Source organism: Cytobacillus sp. FSL R7-0696 (genome assembly GCF_038006865.1).
Lineage (GTDB): Bacteria > Bacillota > Bacilli > Bacillales > Cytobacillaceae > Cytobacillus > Cytobacillus kochii.
Genome location: NZ_JBBOWA010000001.1, coordinates 1,573,798 through 1,599,864, shown reverse-complemented (window position 1 = coordinate 1,599,864; position 26,067 = coordinate 1,573,798). Strand labels below are relative to the sequence as shown.

Annotated in this window: 37 protein-coding genes and 1 riboswitch; of the genes, 35 read left to right on the top strand and 2 right to left on the bottom strand. The window is 39.9% G+C overall.

The window, feature by feature from the left end; all coding sequences use genetic code 11:
• Positions 1-97 precede the first annotated feature (97 nt).
• The 5 genes from MKX29_RS08460 to tuf all read left to right on the top strand — a co-directional run bounded on the left by MKX29_RS08460 (position 98) and on the right by tuf (position 4,830).
• Positions 98-346 (top strand): 50S ribosomal protein L7ae-like protein, encoded by a 249-nt coding sequence (locus MKX29_RS08460; protein WP_095371230.1) that lies wholly within the window; start codon positions 98-100, stop codon positions 344-346.
• A 104-nt stretch (positions 347-450) separates the two neighbouring features.
• Positions 451-873: a 30S ribosomal protein S12 gene (gene rpsL, locus MKX29_RS08455; protein ID WP_095371229.1), complete on the top strand. Its 423-nt coding sequence runs from the start codon at positions 451-453 to the stop codon at positions 871-873.
• 44 nt (positions 874-917) lie between these two features.
• Entirely contained in the window at positions 918-1,388 is a 471-nt protein-coding gene (gene rpsG / locus MKX29_RS08450) for a 30S ribosomal protein S7 (RefSeq protein WP_224938669.1), read from the top strand.
• Between the two features lie 54 nt (positions 1,389-1,442).
• Positions 1,443-3,521, top strand: coding sequence for an elongation factor G (gene fusA / locus MKX29_RS08445; protein ID WP_224938670.1), 2,079 nt, complete (start codon positions 1,443-1,445; stop codon positions 3,519-3,521).
• A gap of 121 nt (positions 3,522-3,642) precedes the next feature.
• Positions 3,643-4,830, top strand: a complete 1,188-nt coding sequence (gene tuf, locus MKX29_RS08440; protein WP_095371226.1) for an elongation factor Tu — start codon at positions 3,643-3,645, stop codon at positions 4,828-4,830.
• A gap of 93 nt (positions 4,831-4,923) precedes the next feature.
• Here the strand turns inward: tuf and metH are convergent, their stop codons facing one another.
• Positions 4,924-8,346 carry a methionine synthase gene (gene metH, locus MKX29_RS08435; RefSeq protein ID WP_341105055.1) on the bottom strand — a complete coding sequence of 1,141 codons (3,423 nt, stop codon included), beginning with the start codon at positions 8,344-8,346 and terminating at the stop codon, positions 4,924-4,926.
• A complete protein-coding gene (locus MKX29_RS08430; RefSeq protein ID WP_341105053.1) occupies positions 8,324-10,183 on the bottom strand; it encodes a bifunctional homocysteine S-methyltransferase/methylenetetrahydrofolate reductase in 1,860 nt (619 codons plus the stop codon). Before MKX29_RS08430 ends, metH begins: the two co-directional genes overlap by 23 nt.
• Before the next feature lie 106 nt (positions 10,184-10,289).
• Positions 10,290-10,402, bottom strand: a riboswitch (SAM riboswitch).
• A gap of 358 nt (positions 10,403-10,760) precedes the next feature.
• On the opposite strand from MKX29_RS08430, the gene rpsJ reads away from it, so the two are divergent.
• The 30 genes from rpsJ to rplQ all read left to right on the top strand — a co-directional run bounded on the left by rpsJ (position 10,761) and on the right by rplQ (position 25,661).
• Entirely contained in the window at positions 10,761-11,069 is a 309-nt protein-coding gene (gene rpsJ / locus MKX29_RS08425) for a 30S ribosomal protein S10 (protein ID WP_003348621.1), read from the top strand.
• Positions 11,070-11,105: 36 nt separating this feature from the next.
• Positions 11,106-11,735 carry a 50S ribosomal protein L3 gene (gene rplC / locus MKX29_RS08420; protein WP_095371223.1) on the top strand — a complete coding sequence of 210 codons (630 nt, stop codon included), beginning with the start codon at positions 11,106-11,108 and terminating at the stop codon, positions 11,733-11,735.
• A 24-nt stretch (positions 11,736-11,759) separates the two neighbouring features.
• Positions 11,760-12,383 carry a 50S ribosomal protein L4 gene (gene rplD / locus MKX29_RS08415; protein ID WP_224938673.1) on the top strand — a complete coding sequence of 208 codons (624 nt, stop codon included), beginning with the start codon at positions 11,760-11,762 and terminating at the stop codon, positions 12,381-12,383.
• A complete protein-coding gene (gene rplW, locus MKX29_RS08410; protein ID WP_095371221.1) occupies positions 12,383-12,667 on the top strand; it encodes a 50S ribosomal protein L23 in 285 nt (94 codons plus the stop codon). The genes rplD and rplW overlap by 1 nt, the downstream gene beginning before the upstream one ends.
• Positions 12,668-12,695: 28 nt before the next feature.
• Positions 12,696-13,526 (top strand): 50S ribosomal protein L2, encoded by an 831-nt coding sequence (gene rplB, locus MKX29_RS08405; RefSeq protein ID WP_095371220.1) that lies wholly within the window; start codon positions 12,696-12,698, stop codon positions 13,524-13,526.
• 60 nt (positions 13,527-13,586) lie between these two features.
• Positions 13,587-13,865, top strand: coding sequence for a 30S ribosomal protein S19 (gene rpsS / locus MKX29_RS08400; protein ID WP_095371219.1), 279 nt, complete (start codon positions 13,587-13,589; stop codon positions 13,863-13,865).
• Between the two features lie 18 nt (positions 13,866-13,883).
• Complete coding sequence (rplV, locus tag MKX29_RS08395; RefSeq protein WP_095371218.1) at positions 13,884-14,225, top strand: 50S ribosomal protein L22; 342 nt, start codon at positions 13,884-13,886, stop codon at positions 14,223-14,225.
• A 3-nt stretch (positions 14,226-14,228) separates the two neighbouring features.
• Entirely contained in the window at positions 14,229-14,885 is a 657-nt protein-coding gene (rpsC, locus tag MKX29_RS08390; protein ID WP_095371217.1) for a 30S ribosomal protein S3, read from the top strand.
• A 1-nt stretch (position 14,886) separates the two neighbouring features.
• On the top strand, positions 14,887-15,321 hold the full coding sequence (gene rplP / locus MKX29_RS08385) for a 50S ribosomal protein L16 (RefSeq protein WP_095371216.1): 435 nt from the start codon (positions 14,887-14,889) through the stop codon (positions 15,319-15,321).
• The gene (gene rpmC / locus MKX29_RS08380; RefSeq protein WP_009336588.1) at positions 15,311-15,511 is read left to right on the top strand and encodes a 50S ribosomal protein L29; all 201 of its coding nucleotides are present in this window, start codon (positions 15,311-15,313) and stop codon (positions 15,509-15,511) included. Before rplP ends, rpmC begins: the two co-directional genes overlap by 11 nt.
• Positions 15,512-15,532: 21 nt before the next feature.
• Positions 15,533-15,796, top strand: coding sequence for a 30S ribosomal protein S17 (rpsQ, locus tag MKX29_RS08375; protein ID WP_095371215.1), 264 nt, complete (start codon positions 15,533-15,535; stop codon positions 15,794-15,796).
• Between the two features lie 41 nt (positions 15,797-15,837).
• Entirely contained in the window at positions 15,838-16,206 is a 369-nt protein-coding gene (gene rplN, locus MKX29_RS08370) for a 50S ribosomal protein L14 (protein ID WP_095371214.1), read from the top strand.
• Between the two features lie 36 nt (positions 16,207-16,242).
• Positions 16,243-16,554, top strand: coding sequence for a 50S ribosomal protein L24 (gene rplX / locus MKX29_RS08365; RefSeq protein ID WP_095371213.1), 312 nt, complete (start codon positions 16,243-16,245; stop codon positions 16,552-16,554).
• Positions 16,555-16,580: 26 nt separating this feature from the next.
• The gene (gene rplE / locus MKX29_RS08360; RefSeq protein ID WP_224938674.1) at positions 16,581-17,120 is read left to right on the top strand and encodes a 50S ribosomal protein L5; all 540 of its coding nucleotides are present in this window, start codon (positions 16,581-16,583) and stop codon (positions 17,118-17,120) included.
• A 25-nt stretch (positions 17,121-17,145) separates the two neighbouring features.
• Positions 17,146-17,331 (top strand): 30S ribosomal protein S14, encoded by a 186-nt coding sequence (rpsN, locus tag MKX29_RS08355; RefSeq protein WP_009499044.1) that lies wholly within the window; start codon positions 17,146-17,148, stop codon positions 17,329-17,331.
• A 29-nt stretch (positions 17,332-17,360) separates the two neighbouring features.
• Positions 17,361-17,759 (top strand): 30S ribosomal protein S8, encoded by a 399-nt coding sequence (gene rpsH, locus MKX29_RS08350; protein ID WP_095371211.1) that lies wholly within the window; start codon positions 17,361-17,363, stop codon positions 17,757-17,759.
• A 31-nt stretch (positions 17,760-17,790) separates the two neighbouring features.
• The gene (gene rplF, locus MKX29_RS08345; protein WP_095371210.1) at positions 17,791-18,330 is read left to right on the top strand and encodes a 50S ribosomal protein L6; all 540 of its coding nucleotides are present in this window, start codon (positions 17,791-17,793) and stop codon (positions 18,328-18,330) included.
• 32 nt (positions 18,331-18,362) lie between these two features.
• The gene (gene rplR / locus MKX29_RS08340; protein ID WP_095371209.1) at positions 18,363-18,725 is read left to right on the top strand and encodes a 50S ribosomal protein L18; all 363 of its coding nucleotides are present in this window, start codon (positions 18,363-18,365) and stop codon (positions 18,723-18,725) included.
• 23 nt (positions 18,726-18,748) lie between these two features.
• On the top strand, positions 18,749-19,249 hold the full coding sequence (gene rpsE / locus MKX29_RS08335; protein ID WP_095371208.1) for a 30S ribosomal protein S5: 501 nt from the start codon (positions 18,749-18,751) through the stop codon (positions 19,247-19,249).
• A gap of 13 nt (positions 19,250-19,262) precedes the next feature.
• On the top strand, positions 19,263-19,445 hold the full coding sequence (rpmD, locus tag MKX29_RS08330; RefSeq protein ID WP_224938675.1) for a 50S ribosomal protein L30: 183 nt from the start codon (positions 19,263-19,265) through the stop codon (positions 19,443-19,445).
• A 34-nt stretch (positions 19,446-19,479) separates the two neighbouring features.
• A complete protein-coding gene (gene rplO, locus MKX29_RS08325) occupies positions 19,480-19,920 on the top strand; it encodes a 50S ribosomal protein L15 (protein ID WP_095371206.1) in 441 nt (146 codons plus the stop codon).
• Positions 19,920-21,215, top strand: a complete 1,296-nt coding sequence (gene secY / locus MKX29_RS08320; protein ID WP_095371205.1) for a preprotein translocase subunit SecY — start codon at positions 19,920-19,922, stop codon at positions 21,213-21,215. The genes rplO and secY overlap by 1 nt, the downstream gene beginning before the upstream one ends.
• Positions 21,216-21,271: 56 nt before the next feature.
• Positions 21,272-21,922, top strand: a complete 651-nt coding sequence (locus MKX29_RS08315; RefSeq protein WP_341105051.1) for an adenylate kinase — start codon at positions 21,272-21,274, stop codon at positions 21,920-21,922.
• Entirely contained in the window at positions 21,922-22,668 is a 747-nt protein-coding gene (map, locus tag MKX29_RS08310) for a type I methionyl aminopeptidase (RefSeq protein WP_251163144.1), read from the top strand. Before MKX29_RS08315 ends, map begins: the two co-directional genes overlap by 1 nt.
• Positions 22,669-22,964: 296 nt before the next feature.
• Positions 22,965-23,183: a translation initiation factor IF-1 gene (infA, locus tag MKX29_RS08305; RefSeq protein ID WP_095371202.1), complete on the top strand. Its 219-nt coding sequence runs from the start codon at positions 22,965-22,967 to the stop codon at positions 23,181-23,183.
• Between the two features lie 35 nt (positions 23,184-23,218).
• Positions 23,219-23,332: a 50S ribosomal protein L36 gene (gene rpmJ, locus MKX29_RS08300; RefSeq protein WP_003156543.1), complete on the top strand. Its 114-nt coding sequence runs from the start codon at positions 23,219-23,221 to the stop codon at positions 23,330-23,332.
• A gap of 21 nt (positions 23,333-23,353) precedes the next feature.
• Complete coding sequence (rpsM, locus tag MKX29_RS08295; RefSeq protein WP_095371201.1) at positions 23,354-23,719, top strand: 30S ribosomal protein S13; 366 nt, start codon at positions 23,354-23,356, stop codon at positions 23,717-23,719.
• Positions 23,720-23,741: 22 nt separating this feature from the next.
• On the top strand, positions 23,742-24,131 hold the full coding sequence (rpsK, locus tag MKX29_RS08290) for a 30S ribosomal protein S11 (RefSeq protein WP_095371200.1): 390 nt from the start codon (positions 23,742-23,744) through the stop codon (positions 24,129-24,131).
• A 170-nt stretch (positions 24,132-24,301) separates the two neighbouring features.
• Positions 24,302-25,246 carry a DNA-directed RNA polymerase subunit alpha gene (locus MKX29_RS08285; protein ID WP_095371199.1) on the top strand — a complete coding sequence of 315 codons (945 nt, stop codon included), beginning with the start codon at positions 24,302-24,304 and terminating at the stop codon, positions 25,244-25,246.
• A gap of 52 nt (positions 25,247-25,298) precedes the next feature.
• The gene (gene rplQ / locus MKX29_RS08280) at positions 25,299-25,661 is read left to right on the top strand and encodes a 50S ribosomal protein L17 (RefSeq protein WP_095371198.1); all 363 of its coding nucleotides are present in this window, start codon (positions 25,299-25,301) and stop codon (positions 25,659-25,661) included.
• Positions 25,662-26,067 lie beyond the last annotated feature (406 nt).

The window sequence follows — 26,067 nt, the reverse complement described above, 5'->3', positions numbered from 1 at the left end:
TATATTAAAAAAATATGAATGATTGTTGACATCATTTTCAAATGGTGGTAATATAGCAAAGGTGCTCCTATTACTGGATACTTTGGAGGATGAATTTATGTCTTATGAAAAAGTATTGCAGGCGAAAGAAATTATAGTAGGAACTAAACAAACAGTGAAAGCTCTTAAATCTGGAATTGTATCTGAAGTAGTCATCGCTAGCGATACAAATTTTCAAGTCAAATCTATGATAGAAGAAGCTGCTAAAGATCATAACGTTCCAATCACATATGTTGATTCGATGAAAAAGCTTGGTAAAGCATGTGGGATAGATGTAGGTGCTGCAGCTGTTGCATTAACTATTTAAAAACTGTTTTTGTAGATAGAAATCTGCAAGGACTTTGTTTTTGCCTTTAAATGAACCACCTGGATGTGTGGGCTTACATGAAAAGATGAAGGGAGGAAAAATACATGCCTACTATTAATCAATTAGTACGCAAGCCTCGTAAAACAAAGGAAGAGAAATCAACTTCTCCTGCGTTGAACAAAGGTTATAACAGCTTCAAAAAAGTACAAACGAACATATCTTCACCACAAAAACGCGGTGTATGTACTCGTGTTGGTACAATGACTCCAAAAAAACCAAACTCAGCGTTGCGTAAATATGCACGTGTACGTTTAACTAACGGAATCGAAGTAAATGCTTATATTCCTGGTATTGGTCATAACCTACAAGAGCACAGTGTGGTACTTATCCGTGGCGGTCGTGTAAAAGACTTACCGGGTGTACGTTACCATATCGTTCGTGGTGCACTTGATACTGCTGGTGTTAACAACCGTATGCAAGGTCGTTCTAAATACGGTGCTAAACGTCCTAAAGCAGCTAAGAAATAATTCACAAATAAAAATAACCCTTTCTTGAAAGGAGGAAAAATTACATGCCACGTAAAGGTCCTGTAGCAAAAAGAGACGTATTGCCTGATCCGATTTACAACTCAAAGCTTGTTAGCCGTCTAATCAATAAAATGATGGTAGATGGTAAGAGAGGTAAATCTCAAGCAATTCTATATAATTCATTTGATATCATTAGTGAGCGTACTGGCAAAGAGCCAATGGAAGTATTCGATCAAGCGCTTAAAAACATCATGCCTGTACTTGAAGTAAGAGCACGCCGTGTAGGTGGAGCTAACTACCAAGTACCAGTTGAGGTGCGCCCTGATCGCCGTACAACTCTTGGTCTTCGTTGGTTAGTAAACTACGCTCGCCTTCGCGGTGAGAAAACAATGGAAGAGCGTCTTGCAAACGAAATTCTTGATGCAGCTAACAACACTGGTGCATCAGTGAAGAAACGTGAAGACACTCATAAAATGGCTGAAGCAAACAAAGCATTTGCTCACTATCGCTGGTAAGATTCATTTTTATATTATAAAAACAATTCCCATACTAGGAAGGAGAAAGACACAATGGCAAGAGAGTTCTCCTTAGATAATACGCGTAATATTGGTATCATGGCTCATATTGATGCTGGTAAAACAACAACAACTGAGCGTGTTCTTTATTACACTGGTCGTATCCATAAAATTGGTGAAACACATGAAGGTGCTTCACAAATGGACTGGATGGAGCAAGAGCAAGAACGTGGTATTACAATCACTTCTGCCGCTACTACAGCTCAATGGAAAGGCCACCGTGTTAATATCATTGACACGCCAGGACACGTAGACTTCACAGTTGAAGTTGAACGTTCATTGCGTGTACTTGATGGAGCAGTTGCTGTACTAGATGCTCAATCTGGTGTTGAACCACAGACTGAGACTGTATGGCGTCAAGCGACAACTTACGGCGTACCACGTGTGGTATTCGTAAACAAAATGGATAAAATTGGTGCAGACTTCTTGTACTCTTTAGGTACACTTCATGATCGTCTGCAAGCAAATGCAGCAGCTATCCAATTACCAATTGGTGCTGAAGACGAATTCAAAGGTATCATTGACCTTATCGAAATGAAAGCTACTTTCTACGGTAACGATCTTGGTACTGACATCGAAACACGTGAAATTCCTGAAGAATACATGGATCAAGCTCAAGAGTATCGTGAAAAATTAATCGAAGCTCTTGCAGAACTTGATGAAGAATTAATGGAGAAATATCTTGGTGGAGAAGAAATCTCTAATGAAGAGATTAAAGCTGCAATCCGTCAAGGTACAGTAAACGTTGAATTCTATCCAGTTATTTGTGGATCTGCATTCAAAAACAAAGGTGTTCAAAAAATGCTTGATGCAGTAATCGACTATCTTCCATCTCCATTGGATGTACATGCCATTAAAGGTATCAATCCAGAGACAGAAGAAGAAGTTACTCGTCCATCAAGTGATGAAGAGCCTTTCTCTGCATTAGCATTTAAAGTTATGACTGACCCTTATGTTGGTAAATTAACTTTCTTCCGCGTTTACTCTGGTACGTTAGATTCAGGTTCTTATGTTAAGAACTCTACGAAAGATAAACGTGAACGTGTAGGTCGTATCCTACAAATGCATGCAAACTCTCGTGAAGAGATTTCTACAGTTTATGCAGGGGATATTGCTGCTGCTGTTGGTTTGAAAGATACTTCTACTGGAGATACACTATGTGATGAAAAGAGTCTTGTAATTCTTGAATCTATGGAGTTCCCAGAGCCAGTTATCTCTCTTTCTATCGAACCGAAGTCTAAAGCAGACCAAGATAAGATGACTACAGCACTTCAAAAACTTCAAGAAGAAGATCCAACATTCCGTGCGCATACTGACCAAGAAACTGGTCAAGTAATCATCGCTGGTATGGGTGAGCTTCACCTTGATATCCTTGTAGACCGTATGAAACGTGAATTTAAAGTAGAAGCAAATGTTGGTGCACCACAAGTTGCTTATCGTGAAACTTTCCGTGCATCTGCAAACATCGAAGGTAAATTCGCGCGTCAATCCGGTGGTCGTGGTCAATTTGGTCACGTTTGGATTGAGTTCTCTCCAAATGAAGAAGGTGCAGGATTTGAATTCGTAAACGGCATCGTTGGTGGTGTTGTTCCACGTGAATATATCCCTGCAGTACAATCTGGTCTTGAAGATGCTATGGAGCGTGGTGTATTAGCCGGCTATCCAATGGTTGATATTAAAGCTAGATTATTTGATGGATCATACCATGATGTTGACTCATCTGAAATGGCGTTTAAAATTGCCGCTTCTATGGCACTGAAAAACGCTGCATCAAAATGTAACCCAGTTATCCTTGAACCGGTAATGAAAGTTGAAGTAGTTATTCCGGAAGAGTATATGGGAGACATTATGGGTGATGTTACTTCTCGTCGTGGACGTGTTGAAGGTATGGAAGCACGCGGTAACGCACAAGTAGTTCGTGCTATGGTTCCACTTTCTGAAATGTTTGGTTATGCTACTTCATTGCGTTCTAATACGCAAGGTCGCGGTACATTCTCAATGCACTTTGATCATTATGAAGAAGTTCCAAAATCAATTTCTGAAGAAATCATCAAAAAAAATAAAGGTGAATAATTGATTTTACCTTTTTAATCAAGTATAACTATCATTGTAAGTAACCTGACATTGGAAGGTAGCCACCGACCAATGTCAATCAAATACTTAATTTATTTAAAATTAAAGGAGGATTTTCCTAATGGCTAAAGAAAAATTTGACCGTTCAAAACCCCATGTTAACATCGGAACTATCGGACACGTTGACCATGGTAAAACTACATTAACAGCAGCAATCACAACTGTACTTGCGAAAGCAGGCGGCGGTGAAGCTCGTGGATATGACCAAATCGATGCTGCTCCAGAAGAAAGAGAGCGTGGTATCACAATCTCTACTGCACACGTTGAGTACGAAACTGAAAACCGTCACTATGCACACGTTGACTGCCCAGGTCACGCTGACTATGTTAAAAACATGATCACTGGTGCTGCACAAATGGACGGCGGTATCCTAGTAGTATCTGCTGCTGATGGCCCAATGCCACAAACTCGTGAGCACATCCTTCTTTCTCGTCAAGTAGGTGTACCTTACCTTGTTGTATTCATGAACAAATGTGACATGGTAGACGACGAAGAATTACTTGAATTAGTAGAAATGGAAGTTCGTGACCTTCTTTCTGAATATGAATTCCCTGGTGACGATATTCCTGTAATCAAAGGTTCTGCGCTTAAAGCTCTTGAAGGAGATGCTGCGTGGGAAGAAAAAATCATTGAATTAATGGCTGCAGTTGATGAGTATATCCCAACTCCAACTCGTGACACTGAAAAACCATTCATGATGCCAGTTGAGGATGTATTCTCAATCACTGGTCGTGGTACTGTTGCTACAGGTCGTGTTGAGCGTGGACAAGTTAAAGTCGGTGATACTATTGAAATCATCGGTCTTGCTGAAGAACCAAAATCAACTACTGTAACAGGTGTTGAAATGTTCCGTAAGCTTCTTGATTATGCTGAAGCAGGAGATAACATTGGTGCTCTTCTTCGTGGTGTTGCACGTGAAGATATCCAACGTGGTCAAGTATTAGCTAAACCAGCTTCAATTACTCCACACGTAAAATTCAAAGCTGAAGTTTACGTTTTATCTAAAGAAGAAGGTGGACGTCACACTCCATTCTTCACAAACTACCGTCCTCAGTTCTACTTCCGTACAACTGATGTAACTGGTATTTGTAACCTTCCTGAAGGTGTAGAAATGGTTATGCCTGGAGATAACATCGAAATGAACGTTGAACTTATCTCTCCAATCGCTATCGAAGAAGGTACTAAATTCTCTATCCGTGAGGGTGGACGTACTGTAGGCGCTGGCGTAGTTGCTACAATCGTTGAGTAATAAATTTTGATTTACGATATTTGAAGGGGACGCCTTTCATAGAAAAAGCAGTCGGGACGCCGGCTGCTTTTTCTTTATGCTTTTTTACATTAATTATGAAGAAGAGTGTACATTAAAGTATCTTGCTTCGGGATGTGAAAACACCATAGCCGTAACAGAAGCTTCAGGTTCCATCATATAACCTTCTGTTAATTCGATATCAATATCCTCTGGTTGGATAAGACGAAATAACTTTGCTTGATCTTCTAAATTTGGACAGGCTGGGTAACCGAACGAAAATCGTTGTCCTTGATATTTAGCCGCAAAACGCTCATCCATCGTCATTGTTGGGTGATCTGGGAATCCCCATTTATCCCTAATCTGTCTATGAATATACTCAGCCAGACCTTCAGCTGTTTCTAACGCAATTGCTTGCAATGCGTGACTTTCTAGAAATCTGCCTTCCTCTTTTAATTGTGTAGCTGCCTTTCGTATTCCCTTTCCAGCTGTTACAGCAAAAAAACATACGTAGTCTGTTTGCTTTTCTCTTAGATAATCAGCAAGACAAAGGTTTTTTCCTTTTTCTTGTCTAGGGAATGCAAACTCTTCAATAGGAAGTTCGTCTTTATTCATTATTATGACATCATTTCCATTGGCCTTTGCTTTGAAGAATTGGTAAGTAGCCTTTGGTTGTATCCAGTTATTTTTAATTATTTCATGGATCAGTGAGTCTAATAGGTTATTCACCTTATCCAGTTTTTCATTAGTGAGCTCCCTTTTTTGATTTTTAACCCCAAGATGATATAGCAGCATTTTACGGTTAATATATGGTTCAATATGGTGAAAAGAGAGATTTGTAATTAAATGTCTCTTTAAATCTTGCGTTTGAAAAATAGGAGCTTGTTGAACGGTTTTCACGTCAACGGCTGGTTCGGAATATTTTTTTATCAATTGGGTTTCTTCTTTGTTAGTTTTTGCTGCTCTTGAGATTTGTGCTTGAAATAATTCACTATAGCGACTTGGTTCTCGGATTTCATTTGCTAAACTCAGACCGGTCATTGCATCTTTTGCATATAAGACGAGTCCTTGGTAGTTAGGGGCGATTTTATTATTCGTAAATTTGCGAGATAAGGCAGCTCCCCCCACCATAATGGGGGTTTGTATATGGGCATCCTGTAAGTCCTTTGCTGTTAATGCCATTTGTTGTGCTGACTTTACGAGTAAGCCAGAGAGTCCAATGATGTCGGGTTTTTCCTCTCTAATCGCTGCGATAAGATCAGCAGAAGAGACTTTAATTCCAAGATCAATGGTTTCAAACCCATTGTTAGAGAGAATAATATCCACAAGATTCTTGCCGATATCATGGACATCACCTTTGACGGTTGCGAGTAAAACTTTCCCCTTACTTGTAGATGTTTGTTTATCATTTTCCATATAAGGTTCTAAAAAGGCGACTGATGCTTTCATTACTTCTGCACTTTGTAAGACTTCTGCAACAATTAATTGATTATCATTAAACAATCTACCTACTTCTGCCATACCATTCATTAATGGTCCGTTGATAATATCTAATGGATTTGGGTATTTCGCTAATGCTCTTTCTAAATCTGGGAGAAGGCCTTCTTTTGTTCCTTCTATTATATAGCTTGATAAACGTTCTTCTAATGATAGCAAATGGGTTTCTATCCTTTTTTCCTTCTTCTTATCACGATAAAAGTCAGTAAAATCAGCTAAAATGCGATCGCTGGTTTGAAAGAGAAGCTTCTCTGCTAATTTGACTTCATTTTTAGGGATGCTTGGGAAACGCTCTAGCTTTTCTGTATTGACGATTGCATAGTCTAGCCCGGCTTTCGTGCAATGAAAGAGGAAGACGGAATTTAAAATTTCTCTCCCCACACTCGGAAGACCAAAGGACACATTACTAATGCCTAAAATCGTTTTCGCCTCCGGTAGAGCTTCTTTAATAAGTTTAATACCAAGTACAGTTTCTTTAGCAGAACCAATATATTGTTCATCTCCAGTGCCGACAGGAAAAACCAGGGGGTCGAAGATAATATCCTCTGGAGGTACTTGATACTGCTCAACGAGGATGTGATAGGCCCGTTTAGCTATAGCTAGCTTGTTTTCAGCTGTGATGGCCATGCCTTCCTCATCAATGGTACCGACAACAATGGCTGCTCCGTACTGATGGATAAGCTTTGCAGCAAAGGCGAATCGATCCTCACCATCTTCTAAGTTAATCGAATTGATTATAGCTTTGCCTTGAGAGTAGGTAAGAGCTTTGGCGATTACTTCATCATCAGTTGAATCAATGACTAGGGGAACTTTGATTTTTTTCGTTACTTCAGCTAAAAAATGGTCCATATCTTCTATTTCATTACGATCAGGATCAGCAAGACATATATCAATGACGCTTGCTCCTTTTTTAACTTGGGCTCTAGCAATTTCCGATGCTTCCTCATACTTTCCTTCATTAATCAACCGTTTGAATTTTTTTGAGCCAATGACATTTGTCCGCTCACCAACCATGATCGGTCTAATAGATTCATCATAGGTAAGGGGTTCAATACCTGATAGTTTATGCTGTCTCTTTTTAGTAATGGGACGGGGCGGTACATGGGCTAATGCTTGACTGATTGCTGTGATATGCGCTGGTGTGGTACCGCAACAACCACCGACGATATTCACCCAGCCCTGTGTGGCAAAATCCAAAAGCTTTGTAGATAGAGATTCTGCTGTTTCGTGATAACAGCCGTCTTCATCTGGTAAGCCTGCATTAGGATAACAGCTAACACCAGTTGAAGAGAGTTGTGCTAGAGAGCGAATATGCTCTTGCATAAATTCCGGTCCAGTTGCGCAGTTGAGCCCAACAGCTATTGGTTTCATGTGCTCTATTGAAATGTAAAATGCTTCGATGTTTTGCCCTGCCAAAGTGGTGCCCATCGGCTCTATTGTCCCTGATATCATAATAGGGAGTTCTTTCTTTGTATGATGAAAGGCTTCTTTAATCCCTAGGAAAGCAGCTTTTACATTAAGGAGATCTTGGCTTGTTTCTATTAATAATAAATCTACACCACCGTCAATGAGTCCTATGGCTTGTGTACGATAATCCAGGACTAATTGTTTAAAAGTTGTTCCACCGGTGACGCTTAATGTCTTAGTAGTTGGTCCCATAGATCCTGCTACATATCGCGGATGATTAGGCTTGTCGTATTTTTGCACTGCTTTTATAGCAATTTCAGCCGCTCTGCGGTTTAACAATTCACTTAAATGCCCAATATTATATTCTTCTAAAACGATACGCGTCGCTCCGAATGTATTTGTTTCAATTATATCTGCCCCTGCCGAAAGATAAGCTTCATGAATGGATTGGATCAATTCAGGTCGCGTAAGTGTGAGGTATTCATTACAACCTTCTAGATCCTCACCACCAAAGTCATCTGCTGTTAGGTGGGCTTCTTGTAGCATGGTGCCCATTGCCCCATCCATGATTAAAATCTTTTCTTTCATTTGTTTAGTGATGGTTACTTTTGACATAATGATGCTCCTTCTTCTGTTGATCTTTTCTTCTAATATGATTGGTCAGTTCGGTTGTGAGTTGATATCTAAGGAAAGGGGTAACAAGGTAGATGCCTTGAAAGAGTTCTAAGGCTGCATCGATCAACTCTTTTGTAATTAATAAGCCTTCTTTCTCAGCAAGAATAGGGTTAACGGCTTTTGCCATTCTGTCGCGGGTCGTTTGAGTAATCTTGATGCCAGGCACTTCGTTATGAAGATACTCTGCATTTTTGCTGCTAATCAGTGGCATCATTCCGATGAAAATAGGTGCGGAAAGATGCTTTGTTGCCTCATGAATCTCTAATAGTTGTGTTATTGAAAACACTGGCTGTGACACGAAATAATCAGCGCCTGCTTTTATTTTCCTTTCAAGTCGGGCAACAGCTTTATCTAATGATTTGACATGAGGATTAAATGCTGCCCCGACAGAAAAGACGGCATTTTCACCAAGTTCAGAACCTGAAGGGGAAATTCCTTCATTAAATTGTTTAATCATTTCTATTAATTCAAAGGAAGATAAATCAAATACAGATGAAGCGCCTGGGAAATTGCCAACTCTTGCCGGATCCCCAGTTATGGCTAAAATATCATGCAACCCTAATGTATGAAGACCCATGAGATGTGATTGTAAGCCGATTAAGTTTCGATCTCTACAGGAGAGGTGGACAAGTGGTCGAACGTTTGTATCCTTGTGGATGATATGTGCTAGGGCTTCATTTGCGATTCGTGGTGTGGCAAGAGAGTTATCTGCGAGTGTAATTGCATCAACACCAGCATCTTTTAAGGCTCTGGCGCCTTCAAAAAATTTAGCAGTTGATAGCTTCTTAGGTGGGTCTAGTTCGACGATGATGGTGCGTTTTTCTTGTACAAGTGTCTCTAACGGCGTATTGTTGCGTTCGATTGTAATTCTCTCTATTTTAGGTTTCCTTTTATTTGTTACTTGTTTTTCAAGAATAGGTACAGCATGCCTAACTTCGTCTGCAAATGCTTTAATATGGCCCGGTGTCGTTCCGCAGCAACCACCAAGCAGTCGAACACCTTGCTTAAGGAAGGACTTCGCTGATTTTCTAAAATAGTCTTCGCCCTCCTTATATTGAATCGTACCATCGATATAGGCCGGTAGACTCGCGTTAGGATAGGCAGAGAGAAACGCGTGCTGAGGTAATTCAACGGAGGAGAGTGTCTCTAACATATGATGTGGACCTAAACGGCAGTTTACCCCGACAACATCTGCCCCTTTAGCTTCTAACCTTTTTAAGGCGTCATTAATTAACGTCCCATTTTGTAATATAGCGATTTCTTGTAAAGACACTTGGGCAATTATAGGTATATCCGTTTCTTTCCGGGCAATAGAGAGAACCGTTTCTAATTCTTCTAAATCATAATATGTTTCAAGAAGGAGCCCATCTACGCCTTCTAACAATAAGCAGTATAGCTGTTCACGAAAGTTACGTTTAATTTCATCTAGAGGAATAGAGAGGGGGTTTAATCCTCGTACACCTCCCATTGTGCCGAGCACATATGCCTGATGATGTTGAATACTAGATCGTGCCAGTTTTACAGCCGCACTATTAATCTCTTTGACTGAATCCTCTAGGCCATACCGTTTCAATTTTAAATAATTCGCAGCATAGGAGTTTGTTTGAATTAAATCCGCACCTGCACCGAGATAAGCTTGATGAATGTGCTGAATTTGTTCCGGTGCTGAGAGGTTTAACTCTTCAAAACATGTATCCGTACCATAAGAATAAAGAAGTGTTCCTATCGCACCGTCAGCAATTAATACTTGGTTCTTCATTTTTTCAAGGAAGTTCAAAGGTCTCACTCCTTCAATTCATATTTTGTTGAATTCAATGGATGAGAAGCCAAAGAGAAAATAAAAAAGGCCCTCAAGAAGAAGGCCTATTATTATCATAGTCATCTTCTCATCTTTCAAGCGTATAGCTTGTAGGAATTAGCACCTTTTCAATAGCGTTCACTATTGATGGTTGCTGAGGTGTCACCGGGCCTATCCCTCAACCTCTCATGATAAGAAATAAAAAATATTTTATTGAATAAAATTTACATGAATGAGCCTATGTTTGTCAAATAAAAATTTAGAAAATTTAAAAATAAATAATTGTATAAGCGTTTTTTTAGAAAATGATGTAAAGAGGAAGATATACTTGAAAACACTATTAACAGCAGTTATAATGTTAAAAGTGTGCAGAACAGAGAGAAACGCAATCAATAGTTGCATTTGTTATGTCTTTTCTGTATAATAGACAATGTTGGTCTTTGACTGCGATGAAGTGAAAGGTTGCTGACACACCCGGCCGCTTTGCCATGGCGAGTGTGTGGGAAATTTTCACGGAGAATGTCTATATGAAAATAGGCGAAAAGGAGGGAAAATAATGGCAAAACAAAAAATTCGTATTCGTTTAAAAGCTTATGATCACAGAATTCTTGATCAATCTGCTGAAAAAATCGTTGAAACTGCAAAACGCTCTGGTGCGGCTGTATCTGGTCCAATCCCATTGCCAACTGAAAAGTCAGTTTACACAATTCTTCGTGCGGTGCATAAATATAAAGATTCTCGTGAGCAATTCGAAATGCGTACACACAAACGTTTAATCGACATCATTAATCCAACACCACAAACAGTCGATTCATTAATGCGTTTAGACTTACCATCTGGTGTTGATATCGAAATTAAACTTTAATTAATACATTAAAACAATCTAGGAGGTGTGACTGAAATGACCAAAGGAATCTTAGGAAGAAAGATTGGTATGACTCAAGTATTTGCTGAAAACGGTGATCTTATCCCGGTAACAGTGGTTGAAGCTACTCCAAACGTTGTTCTTCAAAAGAAATCAGTTGATACTGATGGATACGAAGCAATCCAAATCGGTTTTGAAGATAAACGCGAAAAGCTTTCAAACAAACCGGAAAAAGGACACGCTGCTAAAGCTGATACTACTCCTAAGCGCTTCGTTCGCGAATTACGCGGAGCTGACTTAGCTGAGTATGAAGTTGGTCAGGAAGTCAAAGTTGATATTTTCGCTGAAGGTGAAAAAATTGATGTAACAGGAATTTCAAAAGGTAAAGGTTTCCAAGGTGCAATTAAACGCCACGGACAATCTCGCGGACCAATGGCACACGGTTCACGTTACCACCGTCGCCCAGGTTCAATGGGTCCTGTTGCTCCAAACCGCGTATTCAAAGGTAAATTATTACCTGGTCGCATGGGCGGAGAACAAATCACAGTACAAAACCTTGAAATCGTAAAAGTAGATGCAGAACGCAATCTTCTATTAGTAAAAGGTAATGTACCTGGCTCTAAAAAAGCGCTTCTAAAACTAGTAAGTGCGGTTAAAGCAAAGTAATAACCCGGAAAGGAGGAAGTAAGAATGCCTAAAGTTGCATTATTAAACCAAAGTGGTTCACAAGTTGGCGATATTGAGCTGAACGACTCAATCTTTGGTATCGAGCCAAACAACCACGTGATGTTTGAAGCTGTTATTATGCAAAGAGCTTCTCTACGTCAAGGAACTCATAAAACTAAAATTCGTTCTGAAGTAGCTGGCGGAGGACGTAAACCATGGCGTCAAAAAGGCACAGGTCGTGCTCGTCAAGGTTCAATCCGTTCACCACAATGGCGCGGAGGCGGTACTGTATTTGGTCCTGTACCACGCAGCTATAGCTACAAATTACCTAAAAAAGTTCGTCGCTTAGCTATCAAATCAGCGTTATCTACTAAAGTTGCGGAAGAGAACATTCTAGTATTAGAAACTCTATCTTTCGAAGCTCCAAAAACAAAAGACTTTAAAGGTGTACTTAAAGGTCTTTCTGTAGATTCTAAAGCATTAATCGTAACTGCAGACATCGATGAAAACGTAGCATTATCTGCTCGTAACATCCCTGGAGTAACAGTTGTTACTGCTAACGGAATCAGCGTATTAGACGTTTTAAATCATGATAAATTGATCATGACGAAGCAAGCGGTCGAAAAAGTAGAGGAGGTGCTTGCATAATGGATGCACGCGATATCATTAAGCGCCCCGTTATCACTGAACGTTCTACTGACATCATGGCTGACAAAAAATATACTTTTGAAGTTGATGTAAGAGCTAATAAAACTCAAGTTAAAGATGCTGTTCAAGAAATCTTTGATGTAAAAGTTGAAAAAGTGAACATCATGAACTACAAAGGTAAATTCAAGCGCATGGGTAAATTCGGTGGTTATACAAACAAACGCCGTAAAGCGATTGTTAAACTAACTGCTGACAGCAAAGAAATCGAAATCTTTGAAGCTTAATTTCTAACAAGAAGAGGAGGGAAATGAAATGGCGATTAAAAAATACAAACCTACCTCTAATGGTCGTCGCGGCATGACGGTATCTGATTTCGCAGAAATCACTACAGACAAACCAGAAAAATCTTTGCTTGCTCCAGTAAAGCGCAAAGGTGGCCGTAACAACCAAGGTAAGTTGACAGTTCGTCATCAAGGCGGCGGTCATAAACGTCAATATCGTATCATCGACTTTAAACGTGACAAAGATGGAATACCAGGTCGCGTTGCTACAGTCGAGTATGATCCAAACCGCTCAGCTAACATTGCACTAATTAATTATGTAGATGGAGAAAAGCGTTACATCCTAGCTCCTAAGACTCTTAAAGTAGGCGCAGAAGTAATGTCTGGTCCTGAAGCAGATATCAAAGTAGGTAATGCATTACCACTTACAAACATTCCTGTGGGTACTGTAATCCACAACATCGAACTTAAACCTGGTAAAGGTGGACAGTTAGTACGTTCTGCTGGAACAAGTGCACAAGTACTTGGTAAAGAAGGTAAATACGTATTAGTACGCTTAAACTCTGGTGAAGTTCGTATGATTCTTGCTACTTGCCGCGCTACTGTAGGTCAAGTTGGTAACGAACAACACGAATTGATTAACATCGGTAAAGCCGGTCGTTCTCGTTGGTTAGGTAAACGCCCAACTGTACGTGGATCTGTTATGAACCCTAACGATCACCCACACGGTGGTGGTGAAGGTAAAGCTCCTATCGGTCGTAAATCACCTATGTCTCCTTGGGGTAAACCAACTCTTGGATACAAAACACGTAAGAAAAACAATCAATCTGATAAATTTATCGTACGTCGTCGTAAAAAATAACGGGATTGAACTACGGTTCCAAAGACGGGCCGTAGAACAATCACGAAGGGAGGTTCAATCATGGGTCGCAGCTTAAAAAAAGGACCTTTTGTTGACGAACATTTAATGACAAAGATCGAAAAGTTAAATGAAACTGATGGCAAGCAAGTAGTGAAGACTTGGTCTCGCCGTTCTACGATCTTCCCACAATTCATCGGACACACTATCGCAGTGTATGATGGTCGCAAACATGTGCCTGTTTATGTTACTGAAGATATGGTAGGCCACAAGCTTGGAGAATTTGCTCCAACACGTGCATACAAAGGCCATGGTAATGATGATAAGAAAACAAGACGTTAATGAGAGGAGGGCATTATAATGCAAGCTAAAGCTGTTGCAAGAACAGTTCGTATTGCTCCTCGTAAAGCTCGTTTAGTCGTAGATTTAATTCGAGGTAAGCAAGTAGGTGAAGCGGTAGCGATTTTAAATTTAACTCCAAAAGCTGCTTCTCCAATCGTAGAAAAAGTATTAAAATCTGCACTAGCTAACGCAGAGCACAACTACGAAATGGATGTTAATAATTTAGTAGTTGAGCAAGCATTTGTTGACGAAGGACCAACTTTAAAACGTTTCCGTCCACGTGCACAAGGTCGTGCTAGCGCAATCAACAAACGCACAAGTCACATCACAATCGTTGTATCAGAAAAGAAGGAGGGATAATCTGTGGGTCAAAAAGTAAATCCAGTCGGTTTGCGTATCGGTGTCATCCGTGATTGGGAGTCAAAATGGTACGCAGGTAAAGACTACGCTGATCTTTTACACGAAGACCTGAAAGTTCGTGAGTACATCACAAAACGCTTAAGCGATGCATCTGTTTCTAAAGTAGAAATCGAACGTGCAGCTAATCGCTTAAATATCACAGTCCATACTGCAAAACCAGGAATGGTTATCGGTAAAGGTGGTACTGAGGTAGAGGCGTTGCGTAAAGCACTTAACGCACTTACTGGCAAACGTGTTCACATCAATATTCTTGAAATCAAAAAAGCTGACATCGACGCGAAATTAGTAGCGGAAAACATTGCTCGTCAATTGGAAAACCGTGTATCATTCCGTCGTGCTCAAAAACAAACTATTCAACGTGCTATGCGCGCAGGAGCTAAAGGTATCAAAACAATGGTATCTGGACGTCTTGGCGGTGCTGATATCGCTCGTTCTGAATCTTATAGCGAAGGAACTGTACCACTTCATACTCTTCGTGCTGACATTGATTATGCTACAGCAGAAGCAGATACGACTTACGGTAAGTTAGGCGTAAAAGTATGGATCTATCGTGGAGAGGTGCTTCCTACAAAGAAGAATAATGGGGAAGGAGGCAAATAATATGCTATTGCCAAAACGCGTAAAATATCGTCGTGTACACCGTGGAAAAATGCGCGGTCAAGCAAAAGGTGGTACTGAAGTAACATTCGGTGAATATGGTCTACAAGCTCAAGATGCTTCTTGGATCACTAACCGTCAAATCGAATCTGCCCGTATTGCAATGACTCGTTACATGAAACGTGGCGGTAAAGTTTGGATTAAAATATTCCCGCATAAGCCATACACTGCTAAGCCTCTTGAAGTCCGAATGGGTTCTGGTAAGGGTGCTCCTGAAGGATGGGTTGCAGTTGTTAAGCCTGGTAAAGTAATGTTCGAAATTGCAGGTGTATCTGAAGAGATCGCTCGTGAAGCTCTACGTCTTGCAGCACACAAACTTCCAGTTAAATGTAAGTTTGTAAAACGAGAAGAAATTGGTGGTGAATCAAATGAAAGCTAATGAAATTCGTGACCTTACCACTGCCGAAATAGAACAAAAAGTTAAATCATTAAAAGAAGAGCTTTTTAATCTACGCTTTCAATTGGCGACTGGACAACTGGAAAACACAGCTCGCATCCGTGAAGTGCGTAAAGCAATTGCTCGTATGAAAACTGTTATCCGTGAAAGAGAAATTGGTTTTAGCAAGTGATATTGAGAGGAGGTTCGCACAATGAGTGAACGTAACCAACGCAAAGTATACTCTGGACGCGTTGTTTCAGACAAAATGGATAAAACTGTTACTGTTTTAGTCGAAACATACAAAAAGCATCCATTATACGGCAAACGCGTAAAGTACTCTAAAAAGTTTAAAGCTCATGATGAGCAAAATGAAGCAAAAATCGGCGATATCGTTCGTATCATGGAAACTCGCCCATTATCTGCGACTAAACGCTTCCGTCTAGTTGAAGTTGTTGAGAAAGCAGTTATTATCTAATTGTTCGGAAATATGTTTGATCCCGAAGGGAGGTTACACAGATGATTCAACAAGAATCACGTTTAAAAGTTGCTGATAACTCTGGTGCTCGTGAAGTACTTACAATTAAAGTTTTAGGTGGTTCAGGCCGTAAAACTGCTAACATCGGTGATGTAATTGTTTGCACAGTGAAACAAGCAACACCAGGTGGCGTTGTTAAAAAAGGTGATGTTGTTAAAGCTGTTGTCGTTCGTACAAAGAGCGGCGTTCGTCGTAAAGATGGCACATACATCCGTTTTGATGAAAACGCATGTGTAATTATTCGTGACGATAAAGGTCCTCGTGGTACACGTATCTTTGGACCAGTTGCTCGTGAACTACGCGAGAACAACTTCATGAAAATCGTATCATTAGCTCCAGAAGTACTATAAAAATTAAACAAAATGCCTTTAAGGAGGTGCACACAGATGCATGTAAAAAAAGGTGATAAAGTAATGGTCATCTCTGGTAAGGATAAAGGCAAATCAGGCGTTATTCTTGCTGCTTACCCAAAACAAGAACGCGTTCTTGTAGAAGGTGTTAATATCGTAAAGAAACACGCTAAACCATCTAACTTGAATCCTCAAGGTGGAATCCTTAGCCAAGAAGCACCTATTCATGTATCAAACGTTATGCCGGTTGACCCAAAATCTGGTGAACCAACTCGCGTAGGCTATCAAACGGTTGATGGGAAAAAAGTGCGTGTAGCAAAAAAATCAGGTGAATCTTTAGATAAATAGATCAATGAAGAAGGGAGGTACAATCGATGAACCGCCTAAAAGAAAAACATGTAAAAGAAATTACTCCTGCTCTTGTGAGCAAGTTTAACTATAAATCAGTAATGCAAGTACCAAAACTTGAAAAAATCGTTATCAACATGGGTGTGGGTGATGCTGTGCAAAACTCTAAAGCATTAGATAATGCTGTTGAGGAATTAACACAAATCGCAGGTCAAAAACCTGTTATCACTCGCGCGAAAAAATCAATCGCTGGCTTCCGTTTACGTGAAGGTATGCCAATCGGAGCGAAAGTTACTTTACGTGGAGAACGCATGTACGAATTCTTCGATAAATTAGTATCTGTTTCTCTTCCACGTGTACGTGACTTCCGTGGTATTTCTAAAAAGTCTTTCGACGGACGCGGAAACTACACACTTGGTGTTAAAGAGCAATTGATCTTCCCTGAGATCGATTACGATAAAGTAAGCAAAGTTCGTGGTATGGATATCGTTATCGTAACAACTGCCAATACTGATGAAGAAGCTCGTGAACTTTTAACACAATTTGGAATGCCATTCCAAAAGTAATCGTTAATTAGAGGGAGGCGAAAACGTGGCTAAAAAGTCAATGATTGCGAAACAAAAACGCACGCCTAAATACAAGGTACAAGAATATACACGTTGCGAACGTTGTGGACGTCCACATTCTGTATACCGTAAATTTAAGCTTTGCCGTATTTGTTTCCGTGAATTAGCATATAAAGGACAAATTCCTGGCGTTAAAAAAGCTAGCTGGTAAACCCAAAGTTAGGGAAGGAGGTAAAAACAATGGTCATGACAGATCCAATTGCAGATTTGCTAACTCGCATCCGTAATGCGAACATGGTTCGTCACGAAAAATTAGAAGTTCCTGCTTCTAATATTAAAAAAGAAGTTGCTGAAATCCTTAAGCGTGAAGGCTTCGTACGTGATGTAGAGTTTATCGAAGATAACAAGCAAGGCATTATCCGCATTTTCTTAAAATACGGTGCAAAGAATGAACGTGTAATCACAGGCTTAAAACGTATCAGTAAACCTGGTCTTCGTGTTTATGCTAAAGCTGATGAGGTACCACGCGTTCTTAACGGTCTTGGTATCGCACTCGTTTCTACTTCTCAAGGCGTTCTTACAGACAAAGAAGCTCGCGCGAAACAAGTAGGCGGAGAAGTACTAGCGTACGTTTGGTAATATAGTTTCAGAAAGAATGGAGGTGCAATAAATGTCCCGTATAGGTAAAAAACCAATTGAAATCCCTAGTGGAGTAACAGTAACGCTTGATGAAAATCATCACGTTATCGTAAAGGGTCCTAAAGGTGAGCTTTCTCACACTTTTAATAAAGATATCGCAATTAACATCGAAGAGAACGTAATCAACATCGTGCGTCCTTCTGATCAAAAAGAGCACCGTGCGCTTCATGGTACAACTCGTGCATTGATCGCTAACATGGTTGAAGGTGTATCTAAAGGCTTCGAAAAAGGCTTAGAACTTATCGGTGTCGGTTACCGTGCCCAAAAACAAGGTAAAAAGCTTGTATTGAACGTTGGATACTCTCACCCAGTTGAAATCGAACCTGAAGAAGGTATCGAAATCGAAGTACCAGCTAATACGAAAGTAGTAGTAAAAGGTGCAAGTAAAGAACGTGTAGGCGCTTTAGCGGCTAACATTCGTGACGTTCGTCCTCCAGAACCTTACAAAGGAAAAGGTATTAGGTATGAAGGAGAATATGTTCGTCGTAAAGAAGGTAAAACAGGTAAGTAATGCTGCATAGCTAAACGAAAGGAGTGACCGAAATGATTACGAAGGCTGATAAAAATGCAGTGCGTAAGAAAAGACACGCTCGCGTAAGATCTAAACTTTCTGGCACTGCGGCTCGTCCTCGTCTAAATGTGTATCGCTCAAATAAACACATTTATGCACAATTAATTGACGATGTGAACGGAGTAACTCTTGCTAGCGCGTCTACACAAGACAAAGAAGCTAGTATTGAAGCTACAGGCAACGTTGATGCGGCTGTTAAAGTCGGCGAATTAATCGCTAAACGTGCGGAAGCAAAAGGATTGAAATCAATCGTATTTGACCGTGGAGGATACTTATATCATGGTCGTGTTAAAGCGTTAGCAGATGCTGCTCGCGAAAACGGGTTAGAATTTTAATAGACAAAGGAGGGACATATAGAATGCGTCGTATTGATCCAAACAAACTTGAACTTGAAGAGCGCGTAGTTACGGTAAACCGTGTAGCTAAGGTTGTTAAAGGTGGACGTCGTTTCAGATTCTCTGCTCTTGTAGTAGTTGGAGATAAAAACGGTAACGTTGGCTTTGGTACAGGTAAAGCTCAAGAGGTACCAGAAGCTATTCGCAAAGCAATTGAAGATGCGAAGAAAAACTTAATTGAAGTTCCTATGGTTGGAACTACAATTCCTCACGAAGTAATCGGTCACTTCGGAGCTGGCGAAATTCTTCTAAAACCTGCATATGAAGGTACAGGAGTTATCGCTGGTGGACCAGTTCGTGCGGTACTAGAGTTAGCGGGTGTAGGCGATATCCTTTCTAAATCATTGGGTACAAACACACCAATTAACATGGTTCGCGCAACACTAGATGGTTTACAACAATTAAAACGTGCTGAAGACGTAGCTAAGTTACGTGGTTTATCAGTAGAAGAACTGTTAGGATAAGGAGGGAAATCAAATGGCGAATAAACTAGAAGTTACCCTCACTCGCAGTGTGATTGGTCGCCCTGAGGACCAACGCCAAACAGTCACAGCTCTTGGATTACGCAAAATGCACCAAACAGTTGAGCACCAAGACAATCCTGCCATCCGTGGTATGATTAAAAAAGTTGCTCATCTTGTAACGGTAACTGAAAAATAATTTTCGATCTTCTACAAAATAAGGAGGTGCCAACATGAAACTTCATGAATTAAAACCTGCAGAAGGTTCACGTCAAGAACGTAAACGCAAAGGTCGCGGTATTGGTTCAGGTAACGGTAAAACTGCTGGTAAGGGACATAAAGGTCAAAATGCTCGTTCTGGCGGCGGCGTACGTCCTGGATTCGAAGGTGGTCAAACACCTTTATTCAGACGCTTACCAAAACGCGGATTCACTAACATTAACCGTAAAGAATATGCGGTAGTTAATCTTGACGCACTTAATCGTTTTGAAGATGGAGCGGAAGTTACTCCAGAGCTTCTTATTGAAACGGGTGTTGTAAGTAACGAAAAAGCAGGAATTAAAGTTCTTGCTAAAGGCAACGTAGAGAAAAAGCTTACAGTTAAAGCTCATAAATTCTCTGCTGCGGCTAAAGAAGCAATCGAAGCTGCCGGCGGTAAAGCCGAGGTGATCTAATGCTTCAGACAATCTCCAATTTTATGCGCGTGGGTGACATAAGAAGAAAGATTATTTTCACCCTATTAATGTTAATTGTATTTCGCATCGGCACATTTATCCCCGTTCCAGGGGTGAATGCACAAATTTTACAATCACAGGATCAAATGAGTGTATTTGGTGTCTTGAATGTATTTGGTGGCGGTGCGTTATTAAACTTCTCAATTCTTGCGATGGGAATCATGCCGTATATTACAGCATCAATCATTGTTCAGTTACTACAAATGGACGTTGTGCCGAAATTTACGGAATGGGCTAAGCAAGGTGAGGCGGGTCGTCGTAAACTAGCTCAGTTTACACGATACTTTACTATCGTGCTTGGTTTTATCCAAGCTCTTGGTATGTCTTACGGGTTTAATAATCTTGCTGGTGGCATGTTAATTGAAAATACGGGTATTGGCTCTTATTTATTAATTGCTACAGTATTAACTGCAGGAACTGCTTTTTTAATGTGGTTAGGGGAGCAAATTACGGAAAAAGGTGTTGGTAATGGTATTTCCATTATTATCTTCGCTGGAATCGTTGCCGGTATTCCTTCCATCGCTAACCAAATTTATGCGCAGCAAATTGAAGGTGCTGGAGATCAATTATTCCTACGTATCGTAACCCTTGTACTTATCGTGCTTGCGGTTATTGCTATTGTAGTTGGAACAATCTTTATCCAACAGGCATTAAGAAAAATTCCAGTACAATATGCAAAACGTGCATCAGCAGGTAAGACGCCAGTAGGTGTTCAAAACACTCATTTACCTTTAAAAGTAAATGCTGCAGGTGTTATCCCTGTTATCTTTGCGATTTCATTTATCATTACACCACGAACGATTGCAGGCTTTTTTGAATCGAATAGTGTAACGAGTTGGATCCAGAAGATATTTGATTATACTGAGCCAATCGGTATGGTCATCTATGCTGCATTAATAATTGCTTTCACATATTTCTATGCATTCATTCAAGTAAACCCAGAGAAAGTCTCTGAGAACTTGAAAAATCAAGGTGGTTATGTACCGGGCATCCGTCCTGGTAAAAACACGCAGGAATATTTAACTAAAGTCTTATATCGTTTAACTTTTGTTGGTGCTCTTTTCTTAACAGCGATTGCAATCATTCCAATGTTCTTCATTAATGTTGCAGGGCTACCAGAAACTGCTCAAATCGGTGGAACGAGCTTACTAATCGTGATTGGTGTTGCTCTTGATACTTACAAACAGTTAGAGTCTCAGCTAGTTAAACGTCATTATAAAGGTTTTATCAAATAGAAAGGTTTAAGGGGACGATTGTTCCCTCAAACCTAATAGAATAGGGGGGAATTCACTTGAATCTTGTATTAATGGGGCTCCCTGGTGCCGGTAAAGGTACACAAGCAGAAAGAATTGTTGAAAAGTACGGTATTCCGCATATCTCTACTGGAGACATGTTCCGTGCAGCGATCAAAGAAGAAACTCCTCTAGGTTTAGAAGCAAAGTCTTTTATGGATAAAGGTGAACTTGTGCCAGACGAAGTAACAATTGGTATTGTTAGAGAACGTCTTGGTAAACCCGATTGTGAAAAAGGTTTTCTTTTAGATGGTTTCCCTAGAACCGTTGCTCAAGCGGATGCTTTAGAAAATATTCTTTCTGATCTATCAAGAAAAATTGATTACGTTATTAACATTGATGTAGATCAAGAGATTTTGATGGAAAGGCTAACTGGCCGCAGAATATGTAAATCTTGTGGGGCAACATATCATCTTGTATTTAATCCTCCAACTAAAGAGGGCGAATGTGACCGCTGTGGTGGAGAATTATATCAACGTGAAGATGATAATGAAGCAACTGTTAAAAATAGACTTGAAGTAAACATTAAGCAAACAAAACCTTTGCTTGATTTCTATGAAAATAAAGGCTATTTACGTAACATTAACGGTCAACAAGAAATTGGTAAAGTATTTACTGATCTAGATAGTCTTTTAAGAGGCTTACAATAATGATCATAAGCAAAACTCAACGTGAAATCGATATTATGCGAGAAGCTGGTAGAATTGTCGCTTTAACACATGAGGAATTACAAAAGCATATCACTCCGGGAATAACGACAAGAGAATTAGATCGTCTTGCTGAGGCTTTTATTCTCAAATGTGGGGCCGTCCCATCTTTTAAAGGTTATAACGGTTTTCCAGGTAGTATATGTACATCTGTGAACGAAAAGCTAGTTCACGGGATTCCTGATGATAACAGCTTAAACGATGGTGATATCATCAGTATTGATATAGGTGCAAAATATAACGGTTATCACGGTGATTCTGCCTGGACCTACGCAGTAGGGGCAATTGATGAACAATCAAAAGCATTGCTTGAAGTTACTGAGCAGTCATTATATGAAGGCTTAAAACAAGCAAAGCCAGGTGTACGCTTATCGAACATCTCTCATGCAATCCAAACATATGCGGAAAGCAAAGGCTTTTCCATTGTACGAGAATATGTCGGACATGGGGTAGGGCAAGACTTACATGAGGAACCACAGATTCCACATTTTGGTCCCCCGAATAAAGGGCCTCTATTAAAACCAGGTATGGTATTAGCTATCGAACCGATGGTAAATATCGGTAGTAGATATGTATCAACGCTATCCGATCAATGGACAGTCGTAACAGTCGATGGTAAGCGTTGTGCCCATTTCGAACATACAATAGCCATTACTGAAACTGGTTATGAAATACTTACTGTAAAATAACAGTAGGCTTTTCTAAAATACTCCGTTTCTAACTCATTTTTCTTTTTACTATAAGGAGACGTCAAACTCTTTTTATGTTATAATCAGAAGGTTGTTGTGTATATGTTTAAAATCATTTGTTTTGAGTAAGATGATTATTAGCTCATAAAGCTTGCATTGATTACGCGACCTATGAGATTATGTATCGGAATGTCCGAATGTGTTATTCTGCGAACCTTTTAGCAAAGAATATCTACATGCTTGGGAAAGCATTTGATGTATTTCGTATATGATTTTATGGAAGGGAGACTTGTTTAGTGGCGAAAGATGATGTAATTGAAGTAGAAGGCACAGTCATAGACACTTTGCCAAATGCAATGTTTAAGGTAGAATTAGAAAACGGTCATACAGTTTTAGCTCATGTTTCCGGTAAAATTCGCATGCACTTCATTCGTATTTTACCAGGGGATAAAGTAACAGTTGAGCTTTCTCCTTATGACTTAACTCGCGGAAGAATCACTTATCGTTTTAAATAATCATTGCACTCCGTACTACTAAGGAGGTTAGGATAATGAAAGTAAGACCATCAGTTAAACCGATCTGCGAAAAGTGCAAAGTCATCCGCAGAAAAGGTAAAGTAATGGTTATCTGTGAAAACCCTAAACATAAACAAAAACAAGGCTAAATTGAAGGAGGTGCGCATATAGTGGCACGTATTGCAGGTGTAGATGTACCACGTGAAAAACGTGTAGTAATCTCATTAACTTATATCTATGGTATTGGTAAAACAACTGCTCAAAAAGTTCTAGCAGAAGCTGGTGTAAACGAGAATACTCGTGTACGCGATCTTACTGAAGATGAATTAAACAAAATTCGTGAGCAAATCGATTCATTAAAAGTTGAAGGTGACCTTCGTCGTGAAGTATCACTTAACATCAAACGTCTAATGGAAATCGGATCCTACCGCGGTCTTCGTCACCGTCGTGGCTTACCTGTTCGCGGACAAAATACTAAAAACAATGCTCGTACACGTAAAGGTCCTCGTAAGACTGTAGCGAACAAAAAGAAATAATCGGTAAAGGAGGGTTCTTAAAATGGCTCGTAAAACTAATACACGTAAACGTCGTGTCAAAAAGAATATTGAAAGCGGAATTGCACATATTCGTTCAACATTCAATAATACAATCGTAACTATCACTGATTCTCATGGTAATGCTCTTTCTTGGTCAAGTGCTGGTGCGCTAGGATTCAGAGGTTCTCGTAAATCGACTCCTTTCGCTGCGCAAATGGCTGCTGAAACAGCTGCGAAAGCATCTATGGAACATGGTATGAAAACTTTAGAAGTAACAGTTAAAGGACCTGGTGCAGGTCGTGAAGCTGCTATTCGTGCATTACAAGCTGCTGGTCTAGAAGTTACTGCTATCAGAGACGTTACTCCAGTACCACATAACGGATGTCGTCCACCAAAACGCCGCCGTGTATAATTAATCTGTATAAACTTTTGAATCCCTGTCTATAATGGGATATGATACAAAGTAAATGAATTATACAGTATTTATTATTCCAGTTGTTGTGCACAAGACGGGAACGTATACATGGGGGAATTTCGGTTAATAAACCGGGGTTTCGACGTTTTGAAGGAGGGTGTATTTTGATGATCGAAATAGAAAAACCAAAAATCGAAACGGTTGAGATCAGCGATGATGCTAAGTATGGTAAGTTCGTCGTAGAACCACTTGAGCGTGGATATGGAACAACTTTGGGTAACTCCTTACGTCGTATCCTATTATCCTCACTCCCAGGTGCCGCTGTCACTTCGATCCAAATTGATGGGGTACTTCATGAGTTCTCAACAATTGAAGGCGTCGTAGAAGATGTAACATCTATCATTTTAAACATTAAAAAGCTCGCATTGAAAATCTATTCTGATGAAGAAAAAACATTAGAAATTGACGTTCAAAGCGAAGGTGTAGTTACTGCTGCAGATGTAACACATGATAGTGATGTAGAGATTCTTAATCCGGATCTTCATATTGCTACTCTTGGTTCAAATGGTCATTTGCATATGCGTCTAACTGCTAAACGTGGTCGTGGTTATACACCAGCTGTTCAAAACAAAAAAGAAGATCAACCAATCGGTGTAATTCCTATTGATTCTATTTATACGCCAGTTTCACGCGTACAATATCAAGTTGAGAATACTCGTGTTGGTCAATTGAGTAATTTTGATAAATTGACTTTTGATGTTTGGACTGACGGAAGTACTGGCCCTCAAGATGCAGTTGCACTTGGAGCGAAGATCTTAACTGAGCATTTGAATATCTTTGTTGGTTTAACTGATGAAGCTCAAAATGCTGAAATTATGGTTGAAAAAGAAGAAGACCAAAAAGAAAAAGTCCTTGAAATGACAATTGAAGAACTAGATTTATCTGTTCGTTCATACAACTGCTTAAAACGTGCAGGCATTAACACTGTTCAGGAGTTAGCTAATAAAACTGAAGAAGATATGATGAAAGTACGTAACTTAGGTAGGAAGTCTCTAGAGGAAGTAAAACATAAACTAGAAGAGCTTGGATTAGGTTTGCGTAAAGACGACTGATTGTCTTTTGAAATCTAGCCTTTAATGACTTCAACAAAGGAGGGAAACTTTCATGGGATACAGAAAGTTAGGACGCACTAGCGCTCAACGTAAAGCGATGCTACGTGACTTATCAACAGATTTAATCATCAATGAGCGTATTGAAACAACTGAAGCTCGTGCTAAAGAACTTCGTTCAGTAGTTGAAAAATTGATCACTCTTGGTAAACGTGGAGATCTTCACGCTCGTCGCCAAGCAGCTGCATATGTTCGTCATGAAGTAGCTGATGCTGAGAAAAACCAAGATGCTGTTCAAAAATTGTTCAGTGATATTGCTCCTCGTTATGAAGAGCGTCAAGGTGGTTACACTCGTATTATGAAAATCGGTCCTCGTCGTGGCGACGCAGCACCAATGGTAATCATCGAATTAGTATAATAAACGTATCTTCTTAGATTAGGATAACCTAACCTTTGGGATTCATGTGCAGATTGAGGGCGCCTGAATGGTTTCATTGGAACTTATTCAATGCCCTCTTTCTTTAAATAGGGATACCCCTAAAGCCAATGAGCAAAACCATTTTGAGTGTTACGATGGACATCCGTAATATTGAGGTGTTACGTCTAGCTCTTTGCATCTTCATCCATTTTCTTTACTCGTCCATACAGGAATGCCTGTATTACTAGGATGAGGATGCAGGCTTTTTTAAAAACAACCATTGCCAAGGCAATTATTATCGAGCCTTTGTTATGGAGATAGTTGCAGATAGGATAGAACTCCATATACATAGTAGCTCGCCATCAATAGTGGCGGCTTTTTTATTATATAAAGAGAAATGTTTGTT

What these genes read in the sequence shown, in the direction of transcription:
- MKX29_RS08460 (WP_095371230.1), top strand. Translation starts at nt 98, where the DNA reads ATGTCTTATGAAAAAGTATTGCAGGCGAAAGAAATTATAGTAGGAACT.
- rpsL (WP_095371229.1), top strand. Translation starts at nt 451, where the DNA reads ATGCCTACTATTAATCAATTAGTACGCAAGCCTCGTAAAACAAAGGAA.
- rpsG (WP_224938669.1), top strand. Translation starts at nt 918, where the DNA reads ATGCCACGTAAAGGTCCTGTAGCAAAAAGAGACGTATTGCCTGATCCG.
- fusA (WP_224938670.1), top strand. Translation starts at nt 1,443, where the DNA reads ATGGCAAGAGAGTTCTCCTTAGATAATACGCGTAATATTGGTATCATG.
- tuf (WP_095371226.1), top strand. Translation starts at nt 3,643, where the DNA reads ATGGCTAAAGAAAAATTTGACCGTTCAAAACCCCATGTTAACATCGGA.
- metH (WP_341105055.1), bottom strand. Translation starts at nt 8,346, where the DNA reads ATGTCAAAAGTAACCATCACTAAACAAATGAAAGAAAAGATTTTAATC.
- rpsJ (WP_003348621.1), top strand. Translation starts at nt 10,761, where the DNA reads ATGGCAAAACAAAAAATTCGTATTCGTTTAAAAGCTTATGATCACAGA.
- rplC (WP_095371223.1), top strand. Translation starts at nt 11,106, where the DNA reads ATGACCAAAGGAATCTTAGGAAGAAAGATTGGTATGACTCAAGTATTT.
- rplD (WP_224938673.1), top strand. Translation starts at nt 11,760, where the DNA reads ATGCCTAAAGTTGCATTATTAAACCAAAGTGGTTCACAAGTTGGCGAT.
- rplW (WP_095371221.1), top strand. Translation starts at nt 12,383, where the DNA reads ATGGATGCACGCGATATCATTAAGCGCCCCGTTATCACTGAACGTTCT.
- rplB (WP_095371220.1), top strand. Translation starts at nt 12,696, where the DNA reads ATGGCGATTAAAAAATACAAACCTACCTCTAATGGTCGTCGCGGCATG.
- rpsS (WP_095371219.1), top strand. Translation starts at nt 13,587, where the DNA reads ATGGGTCGCAGCTTAAAAAAAGGACCTTTTGTTGACGAACATTTAATG.
- rplV (WP_095371218.1), top strand. Translation starts at nt 13,884, where the DNA reads ATGCAAGCTAAAGCTGTTGCAAGAACAGTTCGTATTGCTCCTCGTAAA.
- rplP (WP_095371216.1), top strand. Translation starts at nt 14,887, where the DNA reads ATGCTATTGCCAAAACGCGTAAAATATCGTCGTGTACACCGTGGAAAA.
- rpmC (WP_009336588.1), top strand. Translation starts at nt 15,311, where the DNA reads ATGAAAGCTAATGAAATTCGTGACCTTACCACTGCCGAAATAGAACAA.
- rpsQ (WP_095371215.1), top strand. Translation starts at nt 15,533, where the DNA reads ATGAGTGAACGTAACCAACGCAAAGTATACTCTGGACGCGTTGTTTCA.
- rplN (WP_095371214.1), top strand. Translation starts at nt 15,838, where the DNA reads ATGATTCAACAAGAATCACGTTTAAAAGTTGCTGATAACTCTGGTGCT.
- rplX (WP_095371213.1), top strand. Translation starts at nt 16,243, where the DNA reads ATGCATGTAAAAAAAGGTGATAAAGTAATGGTCATCTCTGGTAAGGAT.
- rplE (WP_224938674.1), top strand. Translation starts at nt 16,581, where the DNA reads ATGAACCGCCTAAAAGAAAAACATGTAAAAGAAATTACTCCTGCTCTT.
- rpsH (WP_095371211.1), top strand. Translation starts at nt 17,361, where the DNA reads ATGGTCATGACAGATCCAATTGCAGATTTGCTAACTCGCATCCGTAAT.
- rplF (WP_095371210.1), top strand. Translation starts at nt 17,791, where the DNA reads ATGTCCCGTATAGGTAAAAAACCAATTGAAATCCCTAGTGGAGTAACA.
- rplR (WP_095371209.1), top strand. Translation starts at nt 18,363, where the DNA reads ATGATTACGAAGGCTGATAAAAATGCAGTGCGTAAGAAAAGACACGCT.
- rpsE (WP_095371208.1), top strand. Translation starts at nt 18,749, where the DNA reads ATGCGTCGTATTGATCCAAACAAACTTGAACTTGAAGAGCGCGTAGTT.
- rpmD (WP_224938675.1), top strand. Translation starts at nt 19,263, where the DNA reads ATGGCGAATAAACTAGAAGTTACCCTCACTCGCAGTGTGATTGGTCGC.
- rplO (WP_095371206.1), top strand. Translation starts at nt 19,480, where the DNA reads ATGAAACTTCATGAATTAAAACCTGCAGAAGGTTCACGTCAAGAACGT.
- secY (WP_095371205.1), top strand. Translation starts at nt 19,920, where the DNA reads ATGCTTCAGACAATCTCCAATTTTATGCGCGTGGGTGACATAAGAAGA.
- map (WP_251163144.1), top strand. Translation starts at nt 21,922, where the DNA reads ATGATCATAAGCAAAACTCAACGTGAAATCGATATTATGCGAGAAGCT.
- rpmJ (WP_003156543.1), top strand. Translation starts at nt 23,219, where the DNA reads ATGAAAGTAAGACCATCAGTTAAACCGATCTGCGAAAAGTGCAAAGTC.
- rpsK (WP_095371200.1), top strand. Translation starts at nt 23,742, where the DNA reads ATGGCTCGTAAAACTAATACACGTAAACGTCGTGTCAAAAAGAATATT.
- MKX29_RS08285 (WP_095371199.1), top strand. Translation starts at nt 24,302, where the DNA reads ATGATCGAAATAGAAAAACCAAAAATCGAAACGGTTGAGATCAGCGAT.
- rplQ (WP_095371198.1), top strand. Translation starts at nt 25,299, where the DNA reads ATGGGATACAGAAAGTTAGGACGCACTAGCGCTCAACGTAAAGCGATG.